Origin of the sequence: Caenimonas sedimenti (assembly GCF_007833165.1) — a bacterium.
Taxonomy (GTDB): domain Bacteria; phylum Pseudomonadota; class Gammaproteobacteria; order Burkholderiales; family Burkholderiaceae_C; genus Ramlibacter; species Ramlibacter sedimenti.
In genome coordinates this window covers 104,800-123,099 of sequence record NZ_VOBQ01000014.1, presented here as the reverse complement: position 1 = coordinate 123,099, position 18,300 = coordinate 104,800, and the positions used below count along the sequence as shown (strand labels likewise).

At 67.8% G+C, this 18,300-nt stretch carries 17 protein-coding genes; 7 read left to right on the top strand and 10 right to left on the bottom strand.

What is annotated here, in order from left to right; translation table 11 throughout:
• Complete coding sequence (proC, locus tag FN976_RS18105; RefSeq protein WP_145894451.1) at positions 1 to 822, top strand: pyrroline-5-carboxylate reductase; 822 nt, start codon at positions 1 to 3, stop codon at positions 820 to 822.
• A gap of 100 nt (positions 823 to 922) precedes the next feature.
• Here proC and ubiA read toward each other — a convergent pair whose 3' ends face one another.
• Genes ubiA through recG form a run of 4 tightly spaced genes read right to left on the bottom strand, consistent with a single transcriptional unit; the run spans position 923 to position 5,727 of the window.
• Positions 923 to 1,780: a 4-hydroxybenzoate octaprenyltransferase gene (gene ubiA, locus FN976_RS18100; protein WP_145894450.1), complete on the bottom strand. Its 858-nt coding sequence runs from the start codon at positions 1,778 to 1,780 to the stop codon at positions 923 to 925.
• 5 nt (positions 1,781 to 1,785) lie between these two features.
• The gene (locus tag FN976_RS18095; RefSeq protein WP_145894449.1) at positions 1,786 to 2,700 is read right to left on the bottom strand and encodes a Dyp-type peroxidase; all 915 of its coding nucleotides are present in this window, start codon (positions 2,698 to 2,700) and stop codon (positions 1,786 to 1,788) included.
• Positions 2,701 to 2,706: 6 nt separating this feature from the next.
• Positions 2,707 to 3,660, bottom strand: coding sequence for a LysR substrate-binding domain-containing protein (locus FN976_RS18090; protein ID WP_145894448.1), 954 nt, complete (start codon positions 3,658 to 3,660; stop codon positions 2,707 to 2,709).
• The gene (gene recG, locus FN976_RS18085) at positions 3,661 to 5,727 is read right to left on the bottom strand and encodes an ATP-dependent DNA helicase RecG (RefSeq protein WP_145894447.1); all 2,067 of its coding nucleotides are present in this window, start codon (positions 5,725 to 5,727) and stop codon (positions 3,661 to 3,663) included.
• Between the two features lie 50 nt (positions 5,728 to 5,777).
• Here recG and queA point away from each other — a divergent pair, with 50 nt between their 5' ends.
• Both queA and tgt read left to right on the top strand, forming a co-directional pair.
• On the top strand, positions 5,778 to 6,818 hold the full coding sequence (gene queA, locus FN976_RS18080) for a tRNA preQ1(34) S-adenosylmethionine ribosyltransferase-isomerase QueA (protein WP_145894446.1): 1,041 nt from the start codon (positions 5,778 to 5,780) through the stop codon (positions 6,816 to 6,818).
• Between the two features lie 2 nt (positions 6,819 to 6,820).
• Complete coding sequence (gene tgt, locus FN976_RS18075; protein WP_145894445.1) at positions 6,821 to 7,981, top strand: tRNA guanosine(34) transglycosylase Tgt; 1,161 nt, start codon at positions 6,821 to 6,823, stop codon at positions 7,979 to 7,981.
• A gap of 14 nt (positions 7,982 to 7,995) precedes the next feature.
• Here the strand turns inward: tgt and FN976_RS18070 are convergent, their stop codons facing one another.
• The 4 genes from FN976_RS18070 to FN976_RS18055 all read right to left on the bottom strand — a co-directional run bounded on the left by FN976_RS18070 (position 7,996) and on the right by FN976_RS18055 (position 10,939).
• The gene (locus FN976_RS18070) at positions 7,996 to 9,105 is read right to left on the bottom strand and encodes a zinc-binding dehydrogenase (RefSeq protein ID WP_145894444.1); all 1,110 of its coding nucleotides are present in this window, start codon (positions 9,103 to 9,105) and stop codon (positions 7,996 to 7,998) included.
• A gap of 76 nt (positions 9,106 to 9,181) precedes the next feature.
• Positions 9,182 to 10,000 (bottom strand): DUF2145 domain-containing protein, encoded by an 819-nt coding sequence (locus tag FN976_RS18065; RefSeq protein WP_432417875.1) that lies wholly within the window; start codon positions 9,998 to 10,000, stop codon positions 9,182 to 9,184.
• Between the two features lies 1 nt (position 10,001).
• Positions 10,002 to 10,445 (bottom strand): hypothetical protein, encoded by a 444-nt coding sequence (locus FN976_RS18060; RefSeq protein ID WP_145894443.1) that lies wholly within the window; start codon positions 10,443 to 10,445, stop codon positions 10,002 to 10,004.
• Between the two features lie 26 nt (positions 10,446 to 10,471).
• Positions 10,472 to 10,939, bottom strand: a complete 468-nt coding sequence (locus FN976_RS18055) for a YiaA/YiaB family inner membrane protein (protein WP_145894442.1) — start codon at positions 10,937 to 10,939, stop codon at positions 10,472 to 10,474.
• A 172-nt stretch (positions 10,940 to 11,111) separates the two neighbouring features.
• Between FN976_RS18055 and yiaA the strand changes: the two genes are divergently transcribed.
• The 4 genes from yiaA to FN976_RS18035 are packed head-to-tail and all read left to right on the top strand — an operon-like array spanning position 11,112 to position 15,095.
• Entirely contained in the window at positions 11,112 to 11,555 is a 444-nt protein-coding gene (yiaA, locus tag FN976_RS18050) for an inner membrane protein YiaA (RefSeq protein WP_145894441.1), read from the top strand.
• Between the two features lie 40 nt (positions 11,556 to 11,595).
• Entirely contained in the window at positions 11,596 to 12,726 is a 1,131-nt protein-coding gene (locus tag FN976_RS18045; protein ID WP_145894440.1) for a substrate-binding domain-containing protein, read from the top strand.
• Between the two features lie 15 nt (positions 12,727 to 12,741).
• Positions 12,742 to 14,427 (top strand): vWA domain-containing protein, encoded by a 1,686-nt coding sequence (locus tag FN976_RS18040; protein WP_145894439.1) that lies wholly within the window; start codon positions 12,742 to 12,744, stop codon positions 14,425 to 14,427.
• The gene (locus FN976_RS18035) at positions 14,424 to 15,095 is read left to right on the top strand and encodes a hypothetical protein (protein ID WP_145894438.1); all 672 of its coding nucleotides are present in this window, start codon (positions 14,424 to 14,426) and stop codon (positions 15,093 to 15,095) included. Before FN976_RS18040 ends, FN976_RS18035 begins: the two co-directional genes overlap by 4 nt.
• A 3-nt stretch (positions 15,096 to 15,098) precedes the next feature.
• On the opposite strand, the gene FN976_RS18030 is transcribed toward FN976_RS18035, so the two are convergent.
• Both FN976_RS18030 and FN976_RS18025 read right to left on the bottom strand, forming a co-directional pair.
• Positions 15,099 to 16,313 carry a toxic anion resistance protein gene (locus tag FN976_RS18030; protein WP_145894437.1) on the bottom strand — a complete coding sequence of 405 codons (1,215 nt, stop codon included), beginning with the start codon at positions 16,311 to 16,313 and terminating at the stop codon, positions 15,099 to 15,101.
• Positions 16,314 to 16,352: 39 nt separating this feature from the next.
• Positions 16,353 to 18,299 carry an MFS transporter gene (locus tag FN976_RS18025; protein WP_145894436.1) on the bottom strand — a complete coding sequence of 649 codons (1,947 nt, stop codon included), beginning with the start codon at positions 18,297 to 18,299 and terminating at the stop codon, positions 16,353 to 16,355.
• Between the last annotated feature and the right edge of the window lies 1 nt (position 18,300).

Sequence of the window (18,300 nt, the reverse complement as noted above, 5' to 3'; positions counted from 1 at the left end):
ATGACGGACAAGCAGCAGCGCATCGCCTTCATCGGCGGCGGCAACATGGCCAGCGCCATCATCGGCGGCCTGCTCCGGCAGGGGATGGCCAGCACCGACATCGAAATCGTGGAGCCGTTCGAAGAAGCGCGCGCCCGGCTGGCCAAGGAGTTCGGCATCCGGGCGGTGGCCGCGCCGGGCACCGAACTGGCGAACACGGGCCTGGTGGTCTGGGCCGTCAAGCCGCAGACCTTCAAGGAGGCGGCCGCTCAAGCGAAGCCGCACGCCGCGCAGGCACTGCACCTGAGTGTGGCCGCAGGGATCCGCTCCGACAGCATCGCCGCATGGCTGGGCACCGAGCGCATCGTGCGTTCGATGCCGAACACACCGGCACTGGTCGGCAAGGGGATGACGGCGCTGTTCGCGAGGGACGGCGCCGGCGCGGACGACAAAGCGCGGGTGGAAAGAGTCATCGCCACCACCGGCGAGTTTCTCTGGGTGCAGGCTGAAGCGCAGCTCGACGCAGTCACCGCCCTCTCCGGCTCGGGCCCCGCCTACGTCTTCTATTTCCTGGAAGCCATGACGCAGGCCGGCGTCGAGCTCGGCTTGACGGCGGAGCAGGCGCGCCGGCTGGCGGTCGGCACCTTCGCCGGTGCCTCCGAGCTGGCGCGGGCATCGACCGATCCGCTGGAGTTGCTGCGCGAACGCGTCACGTCGAAGGGCGGCACCACCTATGCGGCGCTCACTTCGATGGAGCAGGACCAGGTGAAGGCGCATTTCGTGAAGGCGCTGCACGCGGCGAGCCGGCGGGCCGAGGAACTCGGGGACGAGTTCGGGCGTTGAACGCCGGGGTGCGGCTTCGCGCGCACCCCAGCCTACGAAATCGCTCCCGCAGGCTGGGAATCGCCCCCGTAGGCTGGGGTGAGCCGCGCGAACCCCAGCTTCAGCGCGACGCGTATCCAACCACGACGCCAAGGAACACCGTGAACCCGAGCCAGTGGTTCAGCCGGAAAGCGCGGAAGCAGCCCTCGTGCGTGCGGTCGCGGATCATCGTGAAATGCCACAGCGCCTGCGCGGCAGCGGCAGCCGCCGTGACGGCCAGGACGGCCAGCGGCAGCCGGTCCGCCAGCGCCAGGCACCAGATGCACAGGTAGGCCCCGTAGGACGCCATGACGACGGCCACGTCCGCGCGGCCCAGCGTGATCGCCGAGGTCTTCATGCCGATCTTCAGGTCGTCGTCGCGGTCGACCATGGCGTATTCGGTGTCGTAGGCCAGCACCCAGAACAGGTTCCCGAGCAGCAGCACCCAGGCGAGCAGCGGCACGCGCGACTGCACGGCGGCGAATGCCATCGGGATGCCGAAGCTGAAGGCCACGCCCAGCACCGCCTGCGGCATGGACACGAAGCGCTTCGCGTAGGGGTAGACGATGGCGATCGCCAGCGCCGTGAACGACCAGGCGATGGTGGTTTCGTTGGTGGTGAGCACCAGCCCGAAAGCCAGCAGGGCCAGCGCGGCGCCCAGAACCAGCGCCTCGCGCACGGACACGCGGCCCGACGTGACGGGCCGCTCGGCGGTGCGCTTGACGTGCTTGTCGAACTCGCGGTCCGCGACGTCGTTCACGCAGCAGCCGGCGCTGCGCATCAGGATGGTGCCCAGCGTGAACACCACCAGCAGATGCCAGCCGGGGAATCCGTGCGCCGCGATCCACAAGGCGCTCAGGGTCGGCCACAACAGCAGCAGCCAGCCCGCCGGCCGGTTCCAGCGGATCAGCGCGAGGTAGAGGTTGATGCGTTCGCGCACCGCCGTCACAGGCCGAGGCGGCGCAGGTCGAGCTTGCCCTCGCGCATCGGCGGGCACCAGAAGTACGCGCCGTTCACCGGCTTCGAGATGCTGAACATCGCATCGACCACGCCGTCGTCGTGGCCGGCCATGCGGCGCATCTGGCGTTCGAAGGCATCGAGGGACTTGCCGAAGGCGACGAACATCAGGCCCGCCTGCATGCTCATCATCCATGGCATCGAGCGGCGCAACATGAAGGCCGGCGGATCGAAATCCTCTTGCGCCGTGCGCTTCACATGGGCCGAGGTCGGCGAGTCCTCCAGCTCCTCGTTGTCGCTGCGGCGGCGGCCGAAATGGTGGTCGCGCTCGTCGTCCCCCAGCGCCTCGAAGGCATCCAGGTCGTGCACCCACTGTTGCACGGCGACGTAGCTCGACCCGTCGAGCCCATCGCCCATGCCTTGGGCGAAAGCGGCTTCCTCCGCGGCGTCGCCCTTGGGGTTCTCCGTGCCGTCTTCGTAGCCCGTGAGGTCCTTGCCATGGCCGCTCTCCCCGAGCGAATGGCGGAAGGCGTCGACGACGTGGCGCACGCTGAAAGCCGGGGCCAGGGCCTTCTGCACCTTGCGCGTCAGGTGAAGCAGGTCCCCGAGGTCGTCGCCCCGGATCCAGCACCACAGCGTGCCGGGCGTCGAAGGCACCTTGATGCCGTCGCGCGACAAGTCGGGAAATTCATGCAGGCCGGGAATGTCTGCACCGAGAGCCGTCACCAGTGAAGGGCCGATGCCGAGCACGACGTCGCTGCCGTTCGCCAGCGGCGACAGACGCTTCAGCGCCTCCTGGATGTCGCTCGCTGTCACTTTCTTCTCCGCCAGGTTGAACAGCACGTAGCGCGCGACGGCGGGCACGCCTTCGAAAATTCCGGGTTGGTAGGTCTTGTCGGCCATGGGGGATCAGGAGAGTCTTTTCACGCCCGGCAGCTCGCAGGCGTAGATCGAGTTGCGCAGCGCGGCGATGGCTTCGTACCGCGTGAAGCTGCGCCGCCAGGCCAGCACCACGCGGCGGCTCGGCGGCACGCCTTCGAACGGGATGTACTTGACGTGGGCTTCGTCGTCGGCGCGCCGCCGCGGCTTGGCGGCGAGCGCGTCCTTGGGCACGGACAGCCGCGGCACCAGGGTGACGCCCATGCCGGCCGCCACCATGTGCTTGATGGTTTCCAGCGACGAGCCTTCGAAGCTTTTGCGGATGCCCTCGGCGTCGCTGGAAAAGCGGGCGAACTCCGGACAGACCTCGAGCACGTGGTCGCGAAAGCAGTGGCCGGTGCCCAGCAGCAGCATCGTTTCTTTCTTCAGCTCCTCGGCGTTGATGGTCTTGTGCACCGCCAGCCCGTGGTTGCTGGGCACCGCGGCCAGGAAAGGCTCGTCGTAGAGCGCAGCGATCGCAAGGCCCGTGTCCGGGAAAGGCTCGGCCATGATGGCGCAGTCGATTTCGCCGGTACGCAACATCTCGAGCAGCCGCACGGTGAAGTTCTCCTGCAGCATCAGCGGCATCTGCGGCGTGCGCGCGATGGCCTGCCGCACGAGGTCGGGCAGGAGGTAGGGCCCGATGGTGTAGATCACGCCGAGCTTCAACGGGCCGGCCAGCGGATCCTTGCCGCGCTTGGCGATCTCCTTGATGGAGGCGGCCTGCTCCAGCACGCTCTGCGCCTGGCGCACGATCTCCTCGCCCAGCGGCGTGACGGTGACCTCGTTGGCGCTGCGCTCGAACAGCTTCACCTCCAGCTCCTCCTCGAGCTTCTTGATGGCGACCGAGAGCGTGGGCTGCGAGACGAAGCACGCCTCGGCGGCGCGGCCGAAGTGCTTTTCGCGCGCGACCGCGACGATGTATTTCAGTTCGGTGAGGGTCATCTAGGCTTTCAGGAACTCCGATTTTCCCCCTAACCAGCGACTGATGTGTTGGGCGGCCAGCGCCGGGTGACGGTCGAGCATCGCCGGCGCCACGCCGCGTGCCCATTCCAGCAGCGCCGTGTCGGTCAGCAGGTCGGCGAATCGCAGCAGCGGCGCGCCGGATTGCCTGGCCCCCAGGAACTCGCCGGGCCCGCGGATCTCCAGGTCGCGCCGGGCGATCTCGAAGCCGTCGTTCGTCTCCGCCATGGCCTTCAGGCGCGCACGCGCCGTTTCGCCCACGCGCCCGGAATCGCCCGCCGAATAGAGGAGCACGCAGGCCGATGCCGCCGCACCCCGGCCAACCCGCCCGCGCAACTGGTGCAGCTGCGACAGCCCGAAACGCTCCGCATGCTCGATCACCATCAAGGAAGCATTTGGAACGTCGACCCCAACTTCGATGACCGTCGTGGAGACCAACACGCCCATCTGGCCACCGGTGAAGAGCGACATCACCGCCTTCTTCTCCGGCACCGGCATGCGCGAATGCAGCAGTCCGACCATCACGCCTGGCAGGGCCCCGCTCAGCGCCTCGTGCGTCGCGGTCGCGTTGGTCAGGTCGACGTTTTCGCTTTCCTCGATCAGCGGGCAGACCCAGTAGACCTGCCTGCCTTCGGCCAGCTGGCCGCGGATGCGCTCGATCACCTCGTCGCGCCGGCTGTCGGAGATCAGCTTCGTGACCACGGGCGTGCGGCCGGGCGGCAGTTCGTCGATGGTGGAGACGTCGAGGTCCGCGTAGTAGCTCATCGCCAGCGTGCGCGGGATCGGGGTCGCGGACATCATCAGCAGATGCGGTTCGCGGCCCGGCTCCTGCATCTTCCCGCGCAGCGCCAGCCGCTGCTGCACGCCAAAGCGATGCTGCTCGTCGATGATCGCCAGTGCCAGCGACTTGAACTGCACCTGGTCCTGGATGACCGCGTGCGTACCGATCACCAATGCCGCCTCCCCGCTGGCCACCAGCGCCAGCATCTCGGTGCGTTCCTTCTTGCGCTGGCTGCCCGTGAGCCAGGCGACGCGCAGCCCGCGCGGCGCGAGCAATGGTTCCAGCCAGCCGATCAGCTTGCGGAAATGCTGCTCGGCCAGGATTTCGGTCGGCGCCATCAGCGCGCACTGCCAGCCCGCGTCGATGGCGATGGCGGCGGCCAGCGCGGCGACGATGGTCTTGCCCGACCCCACGTCACCTTGCAGCAGGCGGTGCATCGGGCGGTCACGGGCCAGGCTGGTGGCGATCTCCTCCCCCACGCGGCGCTGGGCCCCGGTCAGCTGGAACGGCAACGCCGCCAGCAGCTGCTCGTGCAGGCCGCCGCGCAGCGCAGCCAGCGGCGGCGCACGCAAGGCATCGTGCTCGCGCCGGCTCTGTTGCTGCGAAAGTTGCTGCGCCAGCAACTCCTCGGCCTTCAGCCGCTGCCAGGCGGGATGGGAATGGTCTTCCAGCGCGGCCAGCGAAACATCGGACGTCGGGTGATGGAGGAACTGCAACGAGTCACGCAGCGTCCAGCGTGTGGCCTGCGCGGGGGCGGGCGGCGCATCGGTGGGCACGGTCTCCGACAAGTCGGCGCGCACCAGCCCCGACAGCACCGCCTTGCGCAGGTAAGCCTGCGGCAGGCCGGCCACGGTGGAATAGACCGGCGTCAAGGCTTCTGGCAGATCGCCGCCCGCCGGGCGCCAGCTGGGGTGCACCATCTGCCAGCCCAGGAAGCCGCCCTTCAGCTCGCCGCGGATGCGCAGGCGCGTGCCCGCCGCCAGCGCCTTCTGCTGCGAAGGATAGAAACTGAAGAAGCGCAGCACGCACGTGTCGCTGCCGTCGTCCACGGTCACGACCAGCTGCCGGCGCGGCCGGTATTGCACCTGGATGTCGGTGACGGTGGCCTCGATCTGCGCCGTCTCGCCTTCCCGCGCGTCGCGCAGCTTGACGATGCGTGTTTCGTCCTCATAGCGCAAAGGCAGGTGCAGCGCCAGGTCGATGTCGCGCGCCAGCCCGAGCTTGAGCAAGGCTTTCTGCGGTTCGGACAGCGCCTTGGTTTCGGGCATGGGACAATTCTGCCTCCTCCTTGGCACGGATCTGTCCGGTCCTCAAGCGCATGCGCCAATTCACTTTGGGCGATTTCGATTTCGCCCTGCCCCCCGAACTGATCGCCCAGCATCCCGCGGCCGAACGCAGCGGCTCGCGGCTGCTCGATGGCACGCAGGGCACGCCCATCGATCGGTCTTTCCGTGAGTTGCCGGCGTTGCTGCAGCCCGGCGACCTGCTGGTCTTCAACGATACCCAGGTGATCAAGGCGCGCCTGTTCGGGGAAAAGCCCACCGGCGGCAAGCTGGAACTGCTGGTCGAGCGCGTACTGCAGGACCACGAAGTTGTCGCCCACATGAAGGTCAGCAAGAAGCCGCCCATCGGCACTGTGCTGCGCATGGACGGCGGCTTCAACGCCACCCTGCTGGGGCGCTGGCCCGAGGAGGATGGCCCGCTGTTCCGCTTCGCCTTCAGCAGCGAGCCGCACGCGTTGATGGAGCAGCACGGCCACGTGCCCCTGCCGCCGTACATCACGCATGAAGACACGCCGGAAGACGCGCGGCGCTACCAGACCGTGTTCGCGCGCGCCCCCGGTGCCGTCGCCGCGCCCACTGCCGCCCTGCACTTCGACGCCGAGGTGCTGGCCGCGCTCGAAGCACGTGGTGTGCAACGTGCGAGCGTGACGCTGCACGTCGGTGCCGGCACCTTCCAGCCGGTGAAGACCGACAACATTGCCGAACATCGCATGCACAGCGAGTGGTACGAGGTGCCGCCCGCCACGCAGCAGGCGATCGCCGACCTGCGCGCGCGCGGCGGCCGGCTCGTCGCCGTCGGCACCACCACCGTCCGCACGCTGGAGTCGTGGGCGCGATCGGGGCAGGCCTCGGCCGACACCAGCATCTTCATCACGCCGGGCTTCCGCTTCCGCGAGGTCAATGTGCTGCTCACCAACTTCCACCTGCCCAAATCCACCCTGCTGATGCTGGTGAGCGCCTTCGCGGGCTACGAGCACGCGATGGGCCTGTACCACCACGCCATCGCGGCCGGCTATCGCTTCTTCAGTTACGGCGACGCCATGCTGTTGGCGCGCACTGACACTCCGCCCACCTGACCATGCTCCACTTCGACCTGCTGAAAACCGAAGGCCACGCCCGCCGCGGCCGCCTGACCCTGAACCACGGCGTGGTGGAGACGCCCATCTTCATGCCCGTCGGCACCTACGGCACCGTCAAGGGCGTGATGCCGCGCTCGCTGGAAGAGATGGGCGCGCAGATCATCCTGGGCAACACCTTCCATCTCTGGATGCGTCCGGGCCTCGACGTGCTGAAGCAGTTCGGCGGCCTGCACCGCTTCGAGAACTGGACCCGGCCCATCCTCACCGACTCCGGCGGCTTCCAGGTGTGGAGCCTGGGCGAGATGCGCAAGATCGCCGAGGAAGGCGTCAATTTCGCATCGCCCGTGAACGGCGACAAGCTGTTCCTGACGCCCGAGATCTCGATGCAGATCCAGACCGCGCTGAACAGCGACATCGTGATGCAGTTCGACGAGTGCACGCCCTACGACACCAAGGGCCACATCACCACCGAGGACGAAGCGCGCTTCTCGATGGAGCTGAGCCGCCGCTGGGCGCTGCGCTGCAAGGCGGAATTCGAGCGGCTCGCCAACCCCAACGCGCTCTTCGGCATCGTGCAGGGCGGCATGTTCGAGTCGCTGCGCGAGGAGTCGCTGCAGGCGCTGGTCGAGATGGACTTCCCCGGCTATGCGGTGGGCGGCGTCAGCGTCGGCGAGCCCAAGGAGGAGATGCTGCGCATCATGGCGCACACGCCGCACCGGTTGCCGGCAAACAAGCCGCGCTACCTGATGGGCGTCGGCACGCCGGAAGACCTGGTGGAAGGCGTCGCTCAAGGCGTGGACATGTTCGACTGCGTCATGCCCACCCGCAACGCGCGCAACGGCCACCTGTTCACCCGCTTCGGCGACCTGAAGATCCGCAATGCCAAGCACCGCAGCGACGAGCGGCCGCTGGACGAGACCTGCGGCTGCTACACCTGCCGTGGCCACACGCGCGCCGACGGCTCGGTGCAAGGCGGCTTCTCGCGCGCCTACCTGCACCACCTGGAACGCTGCGGCGAGATGCTGGGGCCGATGCTCGCCACCATCCACAACCTGCACTACTACCTGAACCTGATGCGCGAAGTCCGCGAGGCACTGGACCAGGGGACGTTCGCCGCATTCACGCAGCGCTTCCGCGAAGACCGGCGGCGCGGGGTCTGAGCGACCCGCGCGCGTCAGAACACGATCATCCCGCGCGCGTTCCGCCCATTCGCCAGGTCATCGAACGCCTGCGGCGCCTCCTCGATGCTGTAGCGGCGCGTGATCAGCTCGTCGAGCTTCAGCCGCCCCGCCTGGTACAGCCCCAGCAGCCGGGGGAAATCTTCGCGCGGCCGGGCGCCGCCCAGGTTGCTGCCGGTCAGGGTCTTCTCCTCGAACGTGAGCGAATTGGTCCGGATGGTCGTGGTGTCGTTGGCCTTGGCCACGCCCACCACCACCGCCATGCCGCCCTTGCGGAGGCATCCGTAGGCCTGCGCCACGACGGCGCCGTAACCCACGCACTCGAAGGCGTAGTCGGCGCCGCCGCCGGTCAACTTCTTCAGGGCCTTCACCACGTCTTCCACGGTGTCCGGATTCAGCGTGTGGGTCGCCCCGAACAGCTTCGCCAGCGCCAGCTTGTCGTCGCTCTTGTCCACCGCCACGACCTGGGTCGCGCCGCTCATCGCGCAGCCTTGCAGCGCGTTGAGGCCCACCCCACCGGCGCCGAAGACCACGCAGATCGACCCGGCTCGCACCTTGGCCGTGTTGCAGGCAGCGCCCCAGCCCGTGACCACCCCGCAGCTGATGAGCGCGCAGCATTCCATGCTGGCGCCGCGCGGGTCGAGCTTGACCACGTTGCCGGTGTGCAGCGTGGCGTATTCGGCCATCACGCCGCAGCCGGTGAACACGTTCAGGGGCTTGCCGGCGGCATCGTGCGTGCGCACCGTTCCGTCGGGCAGCGTGAACATGGCCTTGGACGCCAGGTCGCACAGCTCGGGCCGGCCGGTCGCGCAATAGCGGCAGCGGCCGCACATGGTGATGTAGGAACTCACCACGCTGTCGCCCACGGCGAACTCGGTCACGCCGCTGCCCACCGCCACGATCGTGCCCGCGCCCTCATGGCCGAGCACCAGGGGTGGCGGGAGGCCGATGGTGCCGTTGGTGGCCGACAGGTCGCTGTGGCAGACCCCGCAGGCGGCGAGCTTGATCGTGACTTCGCCCGCCTTCGGATCATCCACGGTGATGGTTTCGACGACGGGAAGTTGCCCCGTTTCGCGCGTGACGACGGCCCTGGCGGTGTAGCCCATGTGCGTGTCTCCTTCGGATTGCGCGCATCATGCCAACACCGCCGCGGCGGCCCTGTCACCTTCGCACCACCCGCCGCTACAGCCGCACCGCCACCGGCGCGCCACCCAGCCCGCTGCGCTGCAGCCACGCGAACACCGAATCGACCGTGACGGTTTCGATCCGGTCACTGAAGCGCTTGGCATCCGGATGGTCGTCGAACGCCACGTTGGCCGCGCTGGCCCGCGCCCCGAGCCGGGTGAGCGGCCCAAGGCGCAGCGTGGTCGGCAGGTAGCCCTTGAACTGCAGCCAGGCCTGCGCCTGCGCGCGGCTGGCGATGCCCGGCTCCACGCCTTGCGCCAGGGTCTCGATGGCCCACTGGTTCGACTGCTGGTAGCGCTGGCCCCACACGTAGCTGACGATGCTGTAGGGTTTGTGGTGGAGGCGGACGGCTCTGGACTCGTCCTTCAGCACCGCGACCAGCTGGGCTTGCAAGGCGGGCGTGGGCACCACCCAGGCGGCCTCGAAACGCCAGAGATCGTCCAGGAAGAATTCGCCGAGCCCTTGCCGGTAGATGGCGGCTTCGGCCGTGCCGCAGTGGTTCAGCTTGTGCAGCACGCGCCATGCGACGCCGCCTTGCGCGTCCCGGGTGCGGTAGGCAATGCCCAGGTGCGAATAGCGCAGGCCGTACTTCGTCAGGTCCTGGCCCGCCCGCGCCAGCAGCACGGCCTGGGTGCCGTTGCGCGCGTGGTCGGCTTCCAGGGCCAGGTGGGTGCGCTCGGCCAGGGTCAGCCCCCGCTCGATCGTGGCGGCGCTCGGCTTTTTTGCGTCGCAGGAGCGGCCCGCTTGCGCCGGCTGCGCCACCAGCAACACCGCGGCGATCGCGAAGGTCATGGCCAGGGTGGGGATGCGGGCCATTTCAGTTCGTCAACCGTTCGTTGTGCAGGAGCGCACGGCCCAGCGCGTTCGGAACGAAGGCGATCGCCTCGCCCGCCGCCGACAGCACCACGCCGGCGCCGATCACCGACACGGCCACGTTGCTGCCCACCGCCAGGGATGCATGGTGGGTGCCGTTGTGGACCACCTCGACACTGACGCGGGCGCCGTCGGAAGCGCGCTCCAGCACGTACAGCGAGCTGCGCACGCCCACTTCGACGGTTTTCACGACCAGCACGGCGCCCGTGACGGACAAGGCCACCGGCAGCGCCAGGGCGGCGCCAGCGACCATGCTGCCACCCACCACGACCGAGGCGACGGGGAGCATCGACAGGGCGCTGACCGCGGAGAGGTCACCGGGGTGGGCGTGAGCGACGGGAGTGAGCAGACTGGCGGCGAGCATCACGGTGGCGATCTTGCGTTGCATGAAGGATTCCTTGCAGTGGATGGGATTCATTCGGCCTCGGCGGCGCGAGCGGCCATGCGCCCTTGCGCCCGGGCCTCGGCCATGTCGGCCTCATGGCGGTCCCGCAGCGTCTTGGCCAGCGTGAACGTGCAGGTGATGAGGTAGAGCCAGCTCACGCCGAGAAATGCCTTGTAGGTCTCGTTGATCTCCATGCGCAGCAAGCCCCAGGCGGTGAGCGCCATCGCGAGCGCGAAGCCGGCCCAGACCACCACCTTGAACAGCGGCGTGTCGGCCGGGCGGCGCTCGACGCGCGCCTTCTCGGAGTCCCGCACGAACTTGGCCAGCACGAATGCGGCGGACAGACAGAAGAAGTAGCCCATCACCATGAACGCGCGGTCCAGGTCCCGCCCCGGCAGGTAGGCGAGCCCCACGCCGCACAGGAAGACGGAGATCAGGAAGGAGACCCAGACCTGCAGGTTCCAGGCCTTGGTGTCGCGTTGAATCAGGACTTGCATCGTTGCCTCGCGGGCTGTTGAACAGGATTCGCAGTCTGCGCGTGAGGCCCGGCCGGAGTGGATGCATTTCATTCGCGGACCGCCGGACGTATCTCCAAGTAGCTTGAATCGATACTTCCTGGCGCGGCATACTCGGCAGTGCGGCACCGTTGCCGCCGACGGGAGCAATACTTTGGCACTGCAGATCCAACGTCCGACCGGCGCGTTCGTGGCCGCCTCCTGGACGGCCCTCTTCGTGGGTGGGGCCGTGTTCCTGTGGGGGGTGTGGAACGCGCCCAAGATGGCGCTCAACGAGCGGGGCTACTACTTCACGTTGCTGATGTACGGCCTGTTCGCCGCGGTTTCGCTGCAGAAGTCGGTGCGCGACCGGCTGGAGAACATTCCCGTCACGGGCATCTACTTCTCCCTGTGCTGGGTGTCCGTCGGCCTCTCCATCCTCCTGCTGGTCATCGGCCTGTGGAACGCCGACCTGAACGGCACCGAGAAGGGATTCTTCGCCATGTCCTTCCTGCTCGCGCTGTTCGGCGCCGTCACCGTCCAGAAGAACGTGCGCGACAACGCCCTGGCCGACCGGATGGAGCAGCGGACGCGCGGGCCGGACACCGAAGCGCAATAGGCGCAGTCGGCGCTACCATGCCGGCAACCACGGGAGCGCCATGCACAAGGCCGCCAAGACACTGATCACGCTCGCCCTGCTGGCCACCTTCGGCGGTGCGGCCTGGCTCGCGTTCGACCGCACGGCGCCCAGCGCCCTGCCGCCGGCCCTGACCGGCCGGCCCGCGCAGACGGTGCAGCTGAAGGGGCTGATCGCCCTGGACGTCGAGCCTTACTTCAAGGATCCGCGCGTGATCGAGGCGCTGGCGCAGAAGGGTTTCCAGGTCGACGTCACCCGCATCGGCTCGCGCGACATGGCGGCGCGCGCCGTGCCCGGCCAGGCGCCCGACTTCTTCTTCCCCTCCGGCGTGGTCGCCGCCAACCAGATCGGCGACGCCGCGCGCAAGTCCAACATCGGCACGACCGCCTATTCACCGTTCTACACGCCCATGGTCATCGCGTCCTGGACGCCCGTGGCCCAGGTGCTGGCAGCCAATGGCATGGCGAAGGAAACCCAGCCCAAGGTCTGGTCGCTCGATTTCGGCAAGCTCGCGCAGGCCATGCTGGAGCGCAAGCGGTGGAACCAGCTGAAGTCGGCGGGCGCCTACGACGTCAACAAGAGCATCCTGGTCTCCACCACCGACGTGCGCCGCAGCAACTCGGCGGCGCAGTACCTCGCGCTGACCACCCACGCCATCAACGGCGGCGAAGTCGTGAGCGACCGCGCGGCGGCGCAGAAGGCCGCCCAGAGGGCGGCCGAACTGTTCAAGCGGCAGGGCTACCAGGAGAACTACGTCAACGGCAACTTCGACGACTACGTCTCCATCGGCATGGGCAAGACCCCACTGGCCTTCATCTACGAGAACCAGATGGTGAGCTACGCACTGGCCAAGAAGGGCGTGGCCGCCGACATGGTGCTGATGTACCCGCAGCCGACCATCTTCAACAAGGTGGTGTTCGTCGCCAGCAGCGAGAAAGCCAAGGCGTTGGGCGAGGCCTTGTCCACCGACCCGACCCTGCAGCGGCTGGCCGTCGACCATGGCTTCCGCATCGGCGACACCGCGCATTTCGTGCAGGTGGCGAAGGCCGCGGGCCTGGCCGTGGAGGAACGCTTGTCGCAGGTGGTGGACCCGCCCAGCTTCGAGTTGATGGGCGAAATGATCGACGTGGTCGCGGCCGAAATGGGCCGCTGATTCAAGGAGAACCGCATGAATGTCGCTGCCTGGCTCCGCACGGGCCTCTTCCTGCCTGCCCTCTTGCTGGCCGGCTGCGGCAAGGCGCCCGAACCTGCCGCCCCGGCGGCCAACGCGCCGCGCGTGGCCGCGCCCGCCCCGGCCGCCGTGGCCGAATTCCGCGTGCTCGCCACCAGCGACCTGCGTGACGCGCAGCCGCTGGAGGAGATGGTCACCAAGGCCACCGGGGTCCCGCTGAAGTTCACTTTCGGCGGGACGATGGAAAGCACCGAGGCGGTGTTGAACGGCTCCGCCAAGGCCGACGCCGCCTGGTTCGCCAATGCGAAATACCTGCTGGCCGACACGCAGGGCCAGTCGCGCGTGAAGCTGCAGGAGAAGATCATGCTGTCGCCCATCGTGGTGGGCGTGAGCCAGAGCCAGGCCAAGGCGCTGGGTTGGGACCAGCCGGCCGTCGCGGCCAAGATCACGTGGAAGACGGTGGCGCAGGCGGCGCGCGATGGCAAGCTGAAATACGCGCTGTCCAACCCCGCGACGTCCAACCAGGGATTCATGGCGCTCATGGGCGTCGCCGCCGCGGCCTCCGGCAAACCCGAGGCGCTGACCGCGGCCGACGTCGACCGCGGCGCCATCAGCGCCTTCATCAAGGGCTACAAGCTGCCCGGGGACAACAGCACCTACCTGAGCGAGAAGTTCATCGAGCAGCAGGGCACCAAGGTCAACGCCTTCATCAACTACGAAAGCTGGCTGCTCTCGCTCAACCAGTCCGGCAAGCTGAAGGAGCCGCTCACGCTGGTCTATCCGCACGAAGGCGTCGCGACGGCCGACTATCCCTTCATGCTGCTGAATGACGCACGCCGGGCCGACTACCAGAAAATCGTCGACTACCTGAAGGGCGAGGCGGCGCAAAGCTGGCTGGCGCGCACCACGCTGCGCCGGCCGGTCAACAGCGCGGTGGCGCAGTCCCAGGCGGCGTTGTTCCCGCAGGGCACCATGCTGGTGGAACTGCCGTTCTCGCCCGACCGCGCGCTGGCCGATGGCCTGATCGACGCCTACCTCAACGAGTTCCGGGTGCCGATCGCCTCCACCTTCGTCCTGGACGTCAGCGGCAGCATGAACGGCGGCGGCCGCCGCGCGCAATTGGTCCAGGCCCTGCAGTACATGGCCGGCGAGGATCCATCGCTCACCGGCCGCATCGCGCGCCTGACCAGCCGCGAGAAGATCTGGATGCTGCCGTTTTCGGACGCGCCCGGCCAGCCCACCCTGTTCGAACTGCCGGCCGGCCGGACCGCCGCGCGCGGCGTGCAGGTGCAGCAGGACAGCGAAGCCAAGAAGGCCATGCTCGCCAGCGTACGTGACTATGCCGAGCAGCTGAAGATGACCGGCTCCACGGCCCTGTACCAGTCCGTGCTGCGCGGACTGGAGATGATGCTGGAGGAGCGCAAGCGCAATCCCAACTACCAGTACTCCGTCGTGGCCTTCACCGACGGCGAGAACAACCGGGGCCACAACCTGCAGCAGTTCAAGGCCGCTTACGCCGCGCTGCCCGAGGATGTGCGCGCCATCCCGGTGTTCATGGTGATCTTCGGCGAAGCCAACGAGCGGGAGATCCGCGAGCTCGTCGCCACCACCGGCGGCCGCGTCTTCGATGCGCGCAAGGCGTCCCTCTACACCGTCTTCAAGGACATCCGCGCCTTCCAATGAACAAGCTGGCGAACCTGCTGCAGTCGCCGGCCAACTGGACCGGCCTGGTGCTGGCGACCCTGGCCCTCGCCCCGCAGGCGCTGGGGTGGCCGCTCTGGGGTGGCTGGCTGCTGCCGCCCCTGGGTTATGCCGTCGGCTTTGCCACCGCCGGCATGTGGTTCGGCTGGCCGCAGCTGCGCGACAAGGCCTGGGACGAACTCGAGTTCGAGGACCAGGGCGACGCGCGCCTGGCCATGAACAACGCGCTGGAAGCCGTGCAGCGGCTCGTGAGCTACAACCCGGACGAACGCCTGCCGGCCAGCGTGCAGACCCGCCTGCTGGAGCTGTGCGCCCAGCTGCGCAACCTGCTGCAGCAATGGGAACGCAGCCGCGGCGCGCTGTCGCTGGAAGAGAGCTTCCTCGCGCGCCACATCGTGCTGCGCTACTTGCCCGAAGCGCTGAAGACCTACCTGTCGATCCCGCCGCGCTTCGCGCGCAGCAAGCAGCTGGCGAACGGCAAGACGGCGGAGGAGACACTGAACGCGACCGTGGAGGACCTGTCCACCAAGGTCCTGCAGTTGACGGACGACCTCGCGACCCAGGACGCCGAGGCGTTCCTCAACCACTCGCGATTTCTCGAAGAGAAGTTCCGTGGCCCGGCGAACCCGCTGAAGGAGGGTCGCCGGTAAAGCCTACAGCGCCACCGGCCCGCTGATCGCGGAACGGGTCGCCTCCCGGGCCTGCTGCTGGCGGACCCGGTCGACGTACTGTTCCGCCTTGGCGAGCTGGTCCTTGATGATGGCGTTGTTCTGCCCCATGACCGTGATGGCCTTGGACCGGAAGTCGTCCATCGCGTCCATCGCCTTGAAGGTCTGGTTGAACATTTCCTGCAGCTTCTCGATGCCGATCATCGGGTTCTGCGCGAACTGCGCCGTCTTCTCGACGTGGGTGTTGAGCTGCTTGCCGCTCTCGGCGATCAGGCTTTCGATGGTGCTGTTCACGCCACCGAGCATCTCCATCACCTTGATCTGGTTGCCGGTGGCGCGTGCCACCGTCTGCGCGACGGCCAGGGCGCTCATGCCCGTGGTCGCCACCCGGTTGCAGCCGTTCATCATCTCGCGGCCGGTCTTCTTCAGCACGTCGAGCGCCAGGTAGCCGTTGGTGCAGACGGCCTGCTGCGTCAGCATGTCCTGCAGGTTCTGCCGGACGTAGAACAGAACCTCCTGCTCCAGCGCCTTCGCGCGGACGGCATCGGTGGCCTTGAGCGACTCGACCTTGGCATGCAGCCGGGTGTCGAGCGTCTCCGCGAAGTGGATCGCGCCGGCCAGCTTCTGCATGGCGTCCCACAGCTTGGTGCGCGTGGCTTCGAGCTCCACCACGTCCTTCTGCATGTCGTCGCGCGCCGCGTAGAGCTGCTCCATGCTCTTTTGCAGCTGGCTGGAGGCGCTCTGGTACTTGCGGAAGTAGCTTTGCAGCTTGTTGCCGTAGGGGATGATGCCCAGCAGCTTCTGCGGCTGGAACAGGTCGCCTTCCTTGCCCGGGTTCAGCCCGTCGAGATGGCCGCGCATCTCCTGGATGGCCTTGAAGGCGGTCGTGTCCTCCATGCCGACGAAGTTGCGCTGCAACAGCTGCCCCTGCATCAGGCTGGAGGCCACCGACACTTCCTCGCGGCCGAGCGCGAACGCGCTGTCCAGCCGCTGCTTGAAGGCCTCGCTCTGGACATCCTCGGTCAGCAGGCCGTCCATGAAGCGCTGCACCTGGTCTTCGACGGCGCTCTTCGTCTCGGGCGGCAGGGGCACGGCGGTGCGGGCCTGGGCTTCGGCCACGGGCTGGATCACCTCGGGAGGCGTGAGCTGGAAGCTGGCCACGGCCGGCGTTTCGGTGGTGGTCTGGGTTTGCTGCTGCATGACTTCCCTCGCAAACGTTGGTTCTAAGGAGGACGGAATCTAACCGGCGGCCAGCAGTTTCGCAACCGAGCCCTGCAAGGCGGCCGGTTCGACCTGGCTGGCGGGGATGGGTGCGCCGACGTTCAGGCCGACGCGATTGAACAGCCCCCGGCGGAACGGCCGCACCATCGCGTTGCCCTGCTCGACCCGGCTGAAGAACGATCCCCACAGGTTGGTCAGTGCCATCGGGATCACCGGCGGCTGCACGCCGTCGGCGCGCGCCGTCTCCAGCACCTTCATGATGCCGCCCTTGAAGGGCTGCAGCACGCCGTCCTTGGTGATGCCGCCTTCGGGGAAGATCGCCAGCAAGTCGCCATCGCGCAGCACTTCGGCCGCCCGCTTGAATGCGGCTTCGTACACCACCGGATCCTCCTTCTGCGAAGCGATCGGGATGGCCTTGGCCAGCTTGAACATCGCGCCCAGCACCGGCAGCTTGAAGATGCGGTGGTCCATCACGAAATAGATCGGCCGCGGGCTTGCCGCCATCAGCAGTACCGCGTCGACAAAGCTCACGTGGTTGCAGGCCAGCACCGCCGCGCCTTGCACCGGGATGTGTTCGTCGCCACTGACCTTGAAGCGGTAGATGATGCGCGAGACCACCCAGGCGATGAAGCGCAGCAGGTACTCCGGCACCAGCATGAAGATGTAGAAGGCCACGACGGCATTCGCCAGCGCGGTCAGCAGGAAGATCTGCGGGATCGTCAGCCCGGCGCCGAGCAAGGCCCCGGCGATCAGCGAACTGGCGATCATGAACAGCGCGTTCAGGATGTTGTTGGCCGCGATGATGCGGGCGCGGTGCGTCGGCTGCGAGCGCAGCTGGATCAGCGCGTACATCGGCACGGAATACAGGCCGGTGAAGAGCGACAGCAGCGCCAGGTCGGCCATCACGCGCCAATGCGCGCCGACGGTGACGAACTGGCTCAACGTGAACGTCGCGGCTTGCGCATCCTGCAGGCCGCGCGAAGCGAAGTACAGGTCGATGGCGAACACGCTCATGCCGACCGCGCCCAGCGGCACCAGGCCGATCTCCACGTGGCGGCGCGACAGCATCTCGCACAGCAGGGCGCCGATGCCGATGCCCACCGAGAACACCACGAGCAGCAGTGACGCCACCTGCGCGTTGCCGTGCAGCACGTCCTTGGCGAAACTCGGGAACTGGCTCAGGAAGATCGCGCCGAAGAACCACATCCAGCTGATGCCCAGCAGCGACCGGAACACGACCACGTTCTCGCGCGCCAGCTTCAGGTTGGCCCAGGTCTCCGTGAAGGGGTTCCAGTTGATGACCAGGTGCGGGTCGGTCGGCGCCGACTTCGGGATCGCATGCGCCACCACCCGGCCGGCGATCGCCAGCACGATGCAGGCGATGCCCACCGCCTGCGGGCCGACGGCCGGCACGTCGACGAGCAGCCCACCCGCGACCTGCCCGAGCAGGATGGCCACGAAGGTGCCCATCTCCACCATGCCGTTGCCGCCGGTGAGCTCACGCTCGTTCAGGTGCTGCGGCAGGTAGGCGAACTTCACCGGGCCGAACAGCGTGGAGTGCAGGCCCATGAGGAAGGTGCACAGCAGCAGGATCGGCACGTTGGCGGCGAAGAAGCCGAACGCCGCCACGACCATGATGCCGATTTCCAGCCACTTCACGAACAGGATCAGGGCGCGCTTGTCGTATTTGTCGGCCAGCTGCCCGCTCGTCGCGGAAAACAGCAGGTAGGGCAGGATGAACAGCGCGCCGATCACCAGGCCCGCCATCGCCGGCGGCAGCCACGCCACCTGCAACTGGTAGGTGACCATCACGGTGAAAGCGAACTTGAACAGGTTGTCGTTCGCGGCGCCGGCGAACTGCGTCCAGAAGAACGGCGCGAAGCGGCGCTGCTTCAGCAGCGCGAACTGGTTCGGGTGCGGGTCGGCCGGCGCGAGCGGCGCGGTTTCGGCAGTGGCGGTGGTCATG

Excerpts from the sequence above, each read along its gene's own strand:
- proC (WP_145894451.1), top strand. The coding sequence starts at position 1 with ATGACGGACAAGCAGCAGCGCATCGCCTTCATCGGCGGCGGCAACATG.
- FN976_RS18095 (WP_145894449.1), bottom strand. The coding sequence starts at position 2,700 with ATGGCCGACAAGACCTACCAACCCGGAATTTTCGAAGGCGTGCCCGCC.
- FN976_RS18090 (WP_145894448.1), bottom strand. The coding sequence starts at position 3,660 with ATGACCCTCACCGAACTGAAATACATCGTCGCGGTCGCGCGCGAAAAG.
- recG (WP_145894447.1), bottom strand. The coding sequence starts at position 5,727 with ATGCCCGAAACCAAGGCGCTGTCCGAACCGCAGAAAGCCTTGCTCAAG.
- queA (WP_145894446.1), top strand. The coding sequence starts at position 5,778 with ATGCGCCAATTCACTTTGGGCGATTTCGATTTCGCCCTGCCCCCCGAA.
- tgt (WP_145894445.1), top strand. The coding sequence starts at position 6,821 with ATGCTCCACTTCGACCTGCTGAAAACCGAAGGCCACGCCCGCCGCGGC.
- FN976_RS18070 (WP_145894444.1), bottom strand. The coding sequence starts at position 9,105 with ATGGGCTACACCGCCAGGGCCGTCGTCACGCGCGAAACGGGGCAACTT.
- FN976_RS18065 (WP_432417875.1), bottom strand. The coding sequence starts at position 10,000 with ATGGCCCGCATCCCCACCCTGGCCATGACCTTCGCGATCGCCGCGGTG.
- FN976_RS18060 (WP_145894443.1), bottom strand. The coding sequence starts at position 10,445 with ATGCAACGCAAGATCGCCACCGTGATGCTCGCCGCCAGTCTGCTCACT.
- FN976_RS18055 (WP_145894442.1), bottom strand. The coding sequence starts at position 10,939 with ATGCAAGTCCTGATTCAACGCGACACCAAGGCCTGGAACCTGCAGGTC.
- FN976_RS18045 (WP_145894440.1), top strand. The coding sequence starts at position 11,596 with ATGCACAAGGCCGCCAAGACACTGATCACGCTCGCCCTGCTGGCCACC.
- FN976_RS18040 (WP_145894439.1), top strand. The coding sequence starts at position 12,742 with ATGAATGTCGCTGCCTGGCTCCGCACGGGCCTCTTCCTGCCTGCCCTC.
- FN976_RS18035 (WP_145894438.1), top strand. The coding sequence starts at position 14,424 with ATGAACAAGCTGGCGAACCTGCTGCAGTCGCCGGCCAACTGGACCGGC.
- FN976_RS18030 (WP_145894437.1), bottom strand. The coding sequence starts at position 16,313 with ATGCAGCAGCAAACCCAGACCACCACCGAAACGCCGGCCGTGGCCAGC.
- FN976_RS18025 (WP_145894436.1), bottom strand. The coding sequence starts at position 18,299 with ATGACCACCGCCACTGCCGAAACCGCGCCGCTCGCGCCGGCCGACCCG.